Annotated in this window: 8 protein-coding genes and 1 pseudogene; 5 read left to right on the forward strand and 4 right to left on the reverse strand. The window is 63.1% G+C overall.

Features of this window, described 5'->3' with window-relative positions:
- Positions 1–45 precede the first annotated feature (45 nt).
- The 5 genes and pseudogenes from nrdH to G6018_RS01850 all read left to right on the forward strand — a co-directional run.
- Positions 46–264: pseudogene (nrdH, locus tag G6018_RS01830) on the forward strand (glutaredoxin-like protein NrdH); the annotation flags it as partial.
- A 455-nt stretch (positions 265–719) separates the two neighbouring features.
- Positions 720–1,196 (forward strand): hypothetical protein, encoded by a 477-nt coding sequence (locus G6018_RS01835; RefSeq protein WP_182638566.1) that lies wholly within the window; start codon positions 720–722, stop codon positions 1,194–1,196.
- A 38-nt stretch (positions 1,197–1,234) separates the two neighbouring features.
- On the forward strand, positions 1,235–1,810 hold the full coding sequence (locus G6018_RS01840; RefSeq protein WP_182638567.1) for a DnaB-like helicase N-terminal domain-containing protein: 576 nt from the start codon (positions 1,235–1,237) through the stop codon (positions 1,808–1,810).
- A gap of 379 nt (positions 1,811–2,189) precedes the next feature.
- Complete coding sequence (locus G6018_RS01845; RefSeq protein WP_182638568.1) at positions 2,190–2,594, forward strand: helix-turn-helix domain-containing protein; 405 nt, start codon at positions 2,190–2,192, stop codon at positions 2,592–2,594.
- Between the two features lie 35 nt (positions 2,595–2,629).
- On the forward strand, positions 2,630–2,920 hold the full coding sequence (locus G6018_RS01850) for a hypothetical protein (protein ID WP_182638569.1): 291 nt from the start codon (positions 2,630–2,632) through the stop codon (positions 2,918–2,920).
- A gap of 120 nt (positions 2,921–3,040) precedes the next feature.
- On the opposite strand, the gene G6018_RS01855 is transcribed toward G6018_RS01850, so the two are convergent.
- The 4 genes from G6018_RS01855 to G6018_RS01870 form a co-directional block, all read right to left on the reverse strand.
- Positions 3,041–4,018, reverse strand: coding sequence for an Abi family protein (locus G6018_RS01855; RefSeq protein WP_182638570.1), 978 nt, complete (start codon positions 4,016–4,018; stop codon positions 3,041–3,043).
- Between the two features lie 265 nt (positions 4,019–4,283).
- Positions 4,284–7,295, reverse strand: coding sequence for an HsdR family type I site-specific deoxyribonuclease (locus G6018_RS01860; protein WP_182638571.1), 3,012 nt, complete (start codon positions 7,293–7,295; stop codon positions 4,284–4,286).
- Complete coding sequence (locus G6018_RS01865) at positions 7,292–8,476, reverse strand: restriction endonuclease subunit S (RefSeq protein ID WP_182638572.1); 1,185 nt, start codon at positions 8,474–8,476, stop codon at positions 7,292–7,294. Before G6018_RS01865 ends, G6018_RS01860 begins: the two co-directional genes overlap by 4 nt.
- Positions 8,477–8,486: 10 nt before the next feature.
- Entirely contained in the window at positions 8,487–9,998 is a 1,512-nt protein-coding gene (locus G6018_RS01870; protein WP_182638573.1) for a class I SAM-dependent DNA methyltransferase, read from the reverse strand.
- Positions 9,999–10,283 lie beyond the last annotated feature (285 nt).

Consider the following 10,283-nt stretch of genomic DNA (forward strand, 5'->3'; position numbering starts at 1 on the left):
ATACCGAGAGGGCAGGAAGCCCCCGGCAACCCGAGGAGGAACACCATGAGCATCACCGTTTACACCAAGGCTGACTGCGTGCAGTGCGACGCCACCACGCGCACCCTCGACAAGGCCGGACTGGCCTACGAGGTCGTCGACCTCACTGCCGACGCCGACGCGCTCGAGTACGTGCGAACCCTCGGCCATTGCCAGGCCCCGGTCGTCGTCACCGACACCGACAACTGGGCCGGCCATCGCCCCGACCGGATCAAGGCACTCGCCCCCACGGCTGTCCGCAGCCCCGAACGCACCCAGTTCCTGGTCGACGTTCTCAGCACCGCCGTCGAGACCGGCATCGGCTACTGGGCCGAGGTCGTCCACGTCGCGGACCAGACCGGGACCACGCCCGCGGGGGACAACCTTGACCCGCTCGGATCGGGAGGCGACTGCTACACCGCCACCGTGCGCGAGTACGAGACCGGCGACGAGCACCACGTCAACCTCGACACCGTCGTTCGCGGAGCCAACCTGCTCGCCAAGAGCAGCATCGACAACGACCTCGTCAACGACTTCCGCGAGGCCAACCGCACCAACGGCGACCGGGGCGACATCGACGCCAGCAACGCCGACATGGCCCTCCAGATGGGCATCTTCGGCGACGTCATCTACGGCTGACCTCCCCCCGACCCACTGCCCATCGCCGCGAGGCAGACGGGCGCCCCGAAAGGACCACCACCATGCACGCTCTCAACCACGCCGAACTGCGCTTCCTCATCAAGACAAACTCCCTGCACGGCCTCGGACGCCTCGCCGCATCCCCGGACACCGAGATCCCCCACATCGTCGCCAGCATGTCCTCTGGATACGGCGGCGGCCTCGCATACGAATACCGCAGCAAAGGGGTGTCCATCTGGACCGGGACCAACCGTCCCTGGAACAGCGAACCGGACCACCACATCACCTGGACCCAGATCCGCCGCCACATCAGCCGATACGTCACCGAAGACTTCACCAACGCGTTCCGCGAAACCGACCGCAAGTGGTGCCACGCCAAGGTCGGAGACCAGACCCCCGGCGCCCTGTACTGCCACACCGACGCCGAACGCGAAACAATCGCCGACCTCGAAGCGCAGCTGCGACTCCTAGCCTCACCCATCTGGGAACCGGCGACCACCATCGAAGGCGAACCCGAACAGCTCGACCTGTTCGCCTAACCGGCATCACCCACCACACCGCAGAGACAGGACAGACAATGAGCATCATGACCGCCGAGCAGCACGCCAGCGCCGACCCGGTCGACGTGGACGACCTCGCCGCCGCCGACGCTGCTCCCACCGTCCCCGAGCTCGACCCCGAGGCCGCCCTGCTCTGCGCGCTCCTGCACACCAACGACACCACCGAGGCCCGCCACATCGCCGCACACCTCGAGGCAAGCGACTTCCTCAACCCCCGCTACGGCGACCTGTACAGCGTGATCGCCGACCTCATCGCCGCCGACGAACCCCACCACGCAACCCGAGTGCTCTCCGCACTCACCAATGCCGGCCGAATGGCCGGCCACCACGGTCAGCTCCTGGCCGACGCACTCCAGGTCGTCGCCCTGCTCGGAACCCCCGCCGTCGGAGTGCGCACCCTCGCCGCCGACGTTCTCGACGCCTCCTACCGCCGCCGCTTCGCCCGCACCGCGGCCCACCTCACCCGCGCCAGCGCCGAAGCGCCTACCGACGACCTGTTCGAGATCCTGCTCGAGGAAGGCCGCGCCATGCGCCGAGAGACCAAGCGCCGCGCCTCTCTCACCGCCGGCCCCGCCACAGGCGCCACGTCCTAACCCAGCCCGCCGCACCCGAGAAAATGTCGCTCGCTTGACTGGGCAGCCCTCGATCACCAGACCGCTACCCAGGTGATCGACACCGTCGTTGCCTGCATCCTGGGACGATCAAGCCACGAAGCATCCCTGTAAACATGCTGTCGCTGTTAGCCTCGCAGCGGAATCTCTACAAGGCAAAGGGCAGGTCATGGACCCATTCGCGCAGATGCTGAACGACTCAATCCCCGGTTTTCAGGGATCTATGCAGGACATGAATCGCAACACCCTGGACATGCTCCGGAACTCCGGGCCGGAGGGAATCGGCTTGATCCCCGAGTACATCCGACAGCAGGCGGCTATGGGTTGGATCTGACACCGCCACCGCGGTGACCTACACCCTGTGACTCCAGACGAGGCTCGGTCGCTCGGCCGCTCGATACGGGCTGCACGGCAGGAGAAGGGCCTCACGCAGCTCAAGTTGGCAGTTGCTGTCGGCGTGAAGTCGCCGTGGATCAGTGCGTGGGAGCGTGGACAATCCCAACCCGCTGCCTACGCACAGTCGGCACCACCCGTGGCAATCAGCCGCGACCAGCTCTCCGCGATTGCCAGCGCCCTGGACTGCACCGTGGAGTCCATCGCGGATCGGGCGGCCCTGTCCGCGACCACGCGAGTCCTCTACGGACTTGAACCGCTCGGGCCAGCCCGTACCGTCGTCGGCGGCCAAGAGTTCGACCTCACCGACGCAGAAGCCGACCGCGTCGCAGACTTCATCGCCGGGCTCATCGCCGCCCGCGACCTGCACTAGAACGCCCGTCGGACCTTGGCGCTACGCTGCGCCGCATGGACGAGCTGCTAGACCGAATCCGACAAGCAGCCGAACAGGCAGGGGAGCGGCGCTTCCTCGAGCTCCTACGCTGGCACCGCGTCGTCGCCAGCCTCCCGGACATCGACCCCACCAAGCAGGGCGCCTACCGAGTCGCCATCACCGAGCTGGGGGAGGACCGCGCTGTCGAGCTGCTGCATGACCTCCGAAACACAGGCCGCAACCCACGCCGCTACCGCCACGGAGCCGACGGTAAACCTCGCTACCGCGCGGGACGAACCGTCAGCGATCACCACCACCGCGAGTGACCGCTCTGGCCAGCAACTACGTCGGAACACACATTATCGGCACTCGGCTCGTCGGGGCGGTCCGCCGAACAACTGATGGTCAGGGGGGTGCGCTTGCCTGCCAGGTTGCGCAGGACACGTTTAGCTCCAGAGCGCTTCCGCGGCCCATCCCTCGGGGAACCCCATGGTTGCGTAGTTGATCCGATCCGAGAACTGGGGCATTTTCTTGATCTGTGTGGCGAACGTGCGTCGCCAGTTGCATTTCGGGTCTAGGTGCTCGGTGATGTGCGCGGTTACCGCAGCGGGTGTGTAGAGCTTGTTCGAATTGTCGGCGGGGATACTGCTCAGATGCTTCAGGCTGTCGGGGACTTTTCCGAGTTTCGATACGGGTGAACGATAAACGATCTGTCGGTTCCAGATCCGGGACTGATGTGCGCAGTGATTGCGCAGAACGTTGAGCTGTACGAAGTGGTTGTGGAGGTGCCCGGTATTGGCACCCTCGAACCCCATTGAGCGTGCGACGTCTCGCTTGTCCTCAGTTTTCAAGAGCCCGTGGAGGCTGACGAGGCCGCCGAAGTCGAGCACTTCTGCGGCGACCCAGATGGGCATCTCACCCGCGTACTTTTCATTGAAGTGGCGTACGAAGTCTTCATTCCTGGATTCGCTTATTCGCCTGTCGAACCTCGCCTGCCAGTGTTCTAGGCGAGTCGTGGAGGGGTCATTTCGGTGCTGCGGGTCGTTGCACTGGTGACGATCCAAGTGATCAATACTGAGATGGCCATAGGGATCGCGTTTCCCCAGGGTGTAGGAGATCGCGTATCGCATCCCGACTTCTACCTGGCCGAGGCCGTCCAGTAGGAGAGTTCGGATTTTTCGGTCAAAGTCGTGGAGTTTTACGACCTGGTCAAGGGTCGTACCTTCTATGAACGTCTCGGCCCGTTTCGCATCAGCTCCGTGGCCCGTCCACTGTCGCAGGGGGTAACTGTATGCGCTGAGCCGGTAGTAGCCGATCCTCTTGAGGTATGCGACCGCATCTTTAAGCTCGCCGGTGTCCATTCCCCGGTCCTGCATGATGGCGACTTGCTCGTTGAGGTTTTTATGGGGCTTCTCGTACGCCACTAACATGCTCCGAAAAAGAAAACCGGCCCATGACAGGCTGTGACCGTTAAGTCGGTGCCTGACAGAGGGGACCGGTGTTGATGAACTAAAGATAGCGACCGTATGCCACTTCTGGCAAACTGCGGCGTGTTGCCATAGTGGTCGTGAGCAGGGGATATGCCGTCAATGGCGTCTAGATTGCCTCGTGCAGCGTCGCGACCGTGATCAGGGCCTTGGCCCCAGCCGGATGCGTTATCGCCTTCCAGCGTGCCGCAGGGGAAGCTCATTAATAGTTCTCGCGCACGTAGGCGTAAGCCCGGTCGAAGAGTTCACCGGAGGGCGGAAGGCCGAACTTTTTGAGGGCCAGCCGCAGTTGCTTTCGCACTTCGCGGTCACCGGCCTGGTCCGTCGCCCACCCTGAGTAGGCAGAGTCACGGACGATCCGGTCGATCTCGGTGACGACATCCTCGATCACGACGCTGGCGCCTTCGGGCTTGCACTCCTCGACTATCTGGGTGAGCGCTCCGATATTCGGATCGAGGATGCGCTCGGCTTCGTCGATCTTGCCCTCATCGACGAGTCGGTCGATTTTGGTCGCCCGTTGCGCTACCTCCAGCGCCTGCTTGAGGAACAGCAGGCTGTCCTCTGCAGAGTTGACCGCCTGCTTGTGGAGGCGTTCGAGCTGTTCAGAGAGATCTTTGTAGAGCGCGGCACCGGTGGTCTCCAGCCGGCGCTTGATGCGGCGGGAGATGGTGTCGAAGACTTCCTCGACGGTGATGGGGTCGGTGTTGATGTCTCGTGTCGGGTCGATCTCGTCCTCGGTGCCGTCGAACAGGGTCCTCAGTACGTCGATGGATTCCGCGTCGATGACAACCTGCTCGGGCTGACCTTTAACCGTCACGTCCCGCATGTTGCGATGCACGATGGCCTGAGTCTTAGCACCGAGCCTGGCCCATAGCAGCGCGTCAGAGGTACTGGTTGGCCTGGTCGTCTCGTAGATCCCGGCGAGCCAGAGATAGTCGCTCTCGTGTGGTTCCAGATCTTCGTGCGGAGAGATGACTTCCCAGATGGCTTGCAGGCCGATGAACTGGCGAGCGAACTCGTCTAGCTCACCCTCGTCCTTGGTCAGCACTTGGCGAGCCTCGAACAGGGACTCGTAGCTGCCATCGCGTTCGATGCCGGCGAACCGCGCCAGGGCCGCGGCCTTGCGGCCCGAGAACTCGGTGATGAGTCCGTCGATGTCCACCGGGCGCGTACCTGGGCCTTCCGGGTCCGCTTTGCGCAGTGCCACCGCGATGGCCGATCCCAGGCCGATGTAGTCGACGATGAGGCCGTACCGCTTGTCGTGGCCGGTGACCGGGGACTTGTACCGACGGTTGGTGCGGGTAATCGCCTGGAACAGCGTGTGCCGGCTAAGAGGCTTGTCTAGGTACATCGCGCCCTCGATGGGGGCGTCGAACCCAGTTAACAGCTTGGCCGTGACGATAAGCAGGTGCGGGCCGGTCTCGGCGGTCTTGAATTCCTTGACCGCCTGATCCAGTTCTGGGCGGGACATGCCGTAGGTGCTTTTCCACTCGGCAGGATCGTCCTTGGACCCGGTGGTCATCACGACCTTGGTCGTGAAGTCATAGTCCGGGTTGGCGGCGATGAGCCGGTTCAGCTCCGCCTCGTAGGCGACTACCAGTTCACGGTCGAAGGCCACGACTTGAGCCTTGAGCCCCAGCGGTGCGACCTTGGACGCGAAGTGCTCCAGAATGTCGGCGCACACCGCTGCAATGCGGTCAGGATTGCGCACGATGGTCCGAGCCTGACCAGCGCGGCGAACCAGCTTGTCCCGCTCGTCCTCACTGAGCCCCTCGGCCTCAACCAGGGCATCGAACTCGGCGTCCATGGTCTCGGTGTCCAGGTGCCAGTTCACCAGGCGTGGCTCGACGTGAACCGGGACGGATGCCCCGTCGTGGATGGAGCGCTCCATCGAGTATTCGCTCAGTGCGTGGCCGGGATCCTGGGGGTCGCCGAACAGCTCGAAGGTATTGCGGTCCTTGTCGGAGATCGGGGTTCCGGTCAGGCCGAAGAACCGGGCGTTCGGTAGCGCCTCGCGCATGTACCCGCCGAGATCGCCCTCCTGCGTCCGGTGGGCTTCGTCGACGAGCACGATCACGTTGTCGCGCTGCGTGAGCGCACCGTGGCCCTCGGTGAAGCGGAAGATCGTGGTGACGATGACGCCGGTCCGCTCCGTCGTCAGCGCTTCGTGCAACTCTGTCCGGGTCGTGGCTTCCATCAGGTTCGGTGCCCCGAGACCCTGGAACTGGCGCATGGTCTGTCCCACCAGGTCAATGCGGTCCAGGACGATGAGGATCGTGGGATCACCGATCTCGTGGTCTTCCAGGATCAGGTTCGCGGCGAACGCCATGAGCAGGGTCTTGCCGGTGCCCTGGAAGTGCCAGATCAGTCCCTTGGTTCCGCCGGTCTTGACCTTGCGGTAGATCGCTCTCGCGGCCTCGACCTGCGGGTAGCGGGGCAGGATCTTGAATCGCGCCGACTCGTCGGAATGGAAGTAGGTGAAACTACCCAGCAGTTCGGTGATCATCGGCGGGGTGAGCAGCAGCTCGACAGTGCGCACCACGCGGGCCATGCCGTCCAGGTCGTACGGGTCTTCGGTGCTGCCCCACATCTGCCAGCCGGAAGGCTCTGACAGGATCGCCCCGTAGTGGAACTCCTTGCCCTCGGTCGCGGCGAGCATCAGGTTCGGTGAGAAGAACTCGGGAACCCGCGGGACGTAGGTGTTGGCGATGTCCATGGCCCCGTTGAGCCACGACACCGATGCCTTCACCGGGGTCTTGGTCTCGATCACCACGAGCGGGAAGCCATTGACCCACAGCACCACGTCGAACCGGTGCTTGTTGCCGACCGGGCCATAGGTGACCTCGCGAGACACCCAGTACGTGTTGCTATCTAGGTCCTCGAAGTCGACCAGACTTACGCCTGAGTAGCGGTCGGTACCGGTGTACCGGATCGTCTTGTGGCCCTTCAGCCACGAGGTCATCCGCTCGTTCGCCGTCAGCAGGTCATCGGCCATCGCCGCAATCCGGAGCTGCGGCACCACCTCATCGACCAGCAGCTCATCGGCAGCGATCTCCGAATTCAGACGAATCAGCGCGGCGACGACCTCGGACTCAATGAACACATCCGTCACGTCCCGGTCGAGCGCGTTAGCATCGACCTCCGTCCACCCCTGACCGGCCAGCTTCGTGACCAACCAATCCTGGACCGTCTTCGCCTCGCTAAACACGCTCACCCTGCCTGTGCCCTCTCCGGTAGGCCTAAGAACTGATCGTAAGTCTCGGGGATCTCATGCTCACCAGAAAGAAGAACAGACAGCATCGACGAACGCAGATCGCGGAGACGGTCGAGAGCGGACTGAGACGTAGAGACGGCAGAATCGGCAGCCACCAGAGGTCTGACTACATCCTCCTGCTCAGTCACAGAGAGATCCGGAAAGGGGAGCTTTGCGGCACGTCCGAAACCGAGAGCGCTGATTGTCTTACCAGTTGCTGTCGCATCGAAAGTCCCGCTCGCCTTCATGAATCGGCACCAGTGCGCGATGAAGTTGGTGGTGGATTTCCCTTCTAACGGTCGAATGCGGATCACGTGTTTGTCATAGCCGTAGTCTCCGACCAAGTGGTCGGGCCATACAGCGGACTCGCCAACAGTCCCTCCCTCCGCAAGTACGACATCACCGGGACGCAGCCCATGGGAGGCGATCCAAGCTTCGGGAATTGGCATTTCGTCGAAGCTCGCCGGGTTGACTAAGTGAGTGCTGGTGATGCTCCCCGACTTCACCGTCGCGTACTTCGGTACATCCGTTGCCGCAGCACCGCCCTTCTGTCGACCAAGTTTCATGTCAGTTCGCGTCGACACCTGGGCGGTTGCGCCGTCAAGTAGTGGCCGGAACACCTCCAAGTTGATCCGCGTTTCCAGCGCTACCGCCGTATCCACTTCGGCCTGGGCGGCACTGATCGCGGCGTCAACCGAGTCCATGAGGTCAACGATGCGCTTCTGCTCGCGGAGGGGCGGGAGGCCAACTGGATAGCTGTCCATCTTCTTCGACGAGGTGCGCGGCATCCGCGTGCCTGCACTGGATTGGGTGGCGAACGCGATGGCTTGCTGGCTGCGGAGGATGTTGAACAGGTACCCCTGGGAGACCTTTTCCGGGATGGCGCGATATACGAGTGCCTCGTTGGAACACCACCCGCGCTGATCAACCATTGAGACCTTATTCAAGTACGGCCTCAGTTTCGAGAAAAGGATGTCTCCGGGCCTAAACGGGGTAGACGCGCTCGTCACCTGGGACGTACTTCCGAAACGCTTAACCCATCGTTCTCCGGGATCGAAGTGTTCCAGGCCGACATACGCCTCGTTGTTGGGCGGAATTGCTGAGCCCCCGGCAATTTCGACGATCTCTCCGAGAATAGTCACTTCCCATCCCTCACGCATTGTTATCACCTAGGAATCCGGCTTCGACAATCCGCTCTAGGAGTGCGGCCTCGGCCTGCTCCCGCTCGGCGCGAGCGGTATTCCAGGCGGCGAGAGATTCCTCGACCGTCGCCTCGTCCACGGCCACGGCAGTAGAGACATAACGACCGATGTTGAGGTCGTAGTCGTTGGATTTGATCTCGTCGAGATCGACGACGCGCAGGGACAGACCGTCCTCGCCGTCAATGTCGTTGCCCTCGTGGTAGGCGGCGTGGATTGCGGCGACATCGTCCTCATTGAGGTCGTTGCGGTTCCTGCCCGGCTGGAAGCGTTTGGCGGCGTCGATGAACATGACTTTGCGCTTGCGCTCGTCGGGCTTGGACTTGCGCAGCACCAGCACGCACACCGGGATGGGCGTGGCGTAGAAGAGATTGGGTGCCAGACCGATGACGGCCTCGATCTGGTCGTTGTTGAGGATGCACTTGCGGATAGCGGCCTCTTTGCCGCCGCGGAACAACACGCCGTGGGGCAGGACGATGGCCGCCCGGCCCGTGGGGCTGAGGGTGGTGATCATGTGCTGAACCCAGGCGTAATCGCCATTGCTGGCCGGTGGGACACCGCAGAAGGCGCGCCCAAACTTGTCTGCTGACCAGGTCTCTTCTCCCCAGGGACTCAGCGAGAATGGGGGATTAGCAATGACCTTGTCGAAGGTCTGGAGCTTGCCCGCCGCAGTGCGGTGCGCGGGGTTGCGCAGAGTGTCGCCCCGCACAATGTCGTGGTCCTCGATCCCGTGGAGGAAAAGGTTCATCCGGGCGATGGCGCTAGTCGTGAGGTTCACCTCCTGGCCGTGCAGGTGAACCGCACGCGGGTCGCCACCCTTCGCCGAGATTGCATGAACGGTCTCCACGAGCATGCCCCCCGAGCCGCATGCCGGGTCGTACACCGACTCACCGGGCTGCGGGTCGAGGATGTCGACCAACATGTGCACCACCGAGCGCGGGGTGAAGAACTCGCCCGCCTTCTGACCGGAGGAGTCGGCGAACTTCTCCAGCAGGTACTCGTACGCCGCGCCGAGCATGTCACCGGTCACCTGCTTCGGGTTCAATGTCAGCTTGTCGAAGGCGTTGAGCAGCGCATCCAGCGCCGGGCGAGGAACACGATCCTCGTTGGCGAATGCTGCGTCACCGAACACGCCTCGCAGCGTGTCCGCGTTGGCCTGGGCGATAGTGTCCATCGCCTTGCGCACACGTAATCCTTTGCGGGCCTGCGTGCTGCGCGCGACCACGTTCCAGTGTTCGCCCGGCGGGATGACGAACGGCTGGAAGTCTGCCTCGATTTCATCGGTGAGATCAGCGCCCCACTCCTCCACAGCCAGTTCATGGTTGTAGTCGTGGGTGTCAGAGAGCCACTTCCAGAACAGGACCGGGAAGACGTAGTTCTTGAAGTCGGCAGGGTCGACAGGGCCGCGGAGCGCGTTGGCGGCACTCCAGAGGCTGGTTTCGAGCTGCTGCTGTGTTAGTGGCACGTGGTGGTTCCTTGCCCGGATTTGTCTCGGTTGATGAGTGTCATCTTGCACGGCTTGTTGCGAGACTCGATTGACCCGTCGAGCTCCGCCGGCGGCAGATCCGCTTTCCGCGACCTTGCCAGTTTGCGCGACCAAGGGCGACTTTCGACTTGGCTACTGACTCGGCATCGGACCTTGAGGCGACGGCAACGAATGAGACGAGCGCCGCTTAAGTCGTACCCACTTGCATAGGCAGACCGCGAACCGACTTGGCGTGGTTCGTTGGGGTACACCCGTGCGGGACGG

Origin of the sequence: Dietzia sp. DQ11-44 (assembly GCF_014145205.1) — a bacterium.
Classification (GTDB): Bacteria; Actinomycetota; Actinomycetes; order Mycobacteriales; family Mycobacteriaceae; genus Dietzia; species Dietzia natronolimnaea.

What these genes read in the sequence shown, in the direction of transcription:
- G6018_RS01835 (WP_182638566.1), top strand. Translation starts at nt 720, where the DNA reads ATGCACGCTCTCAACCACGCCGAACTGCGCTTCCTCATCAAGACAAAC.
- G6018_RS01840 (WP_182638567.1), top strand. Translation starts at nt 1,235, where the DNA reads ATGAGCATCATGACCGCCGAGCAGCACGCCAGCGCCGACCCGGTCGAC.
- G6018_RS01850 (WP_182638569.1), top strand. Translation starts at nt 2,630, where the DNA reads ATGGACGAGCTGCTAGACCGAATCCGACAAGCAGCCGAACAGGCAGGG.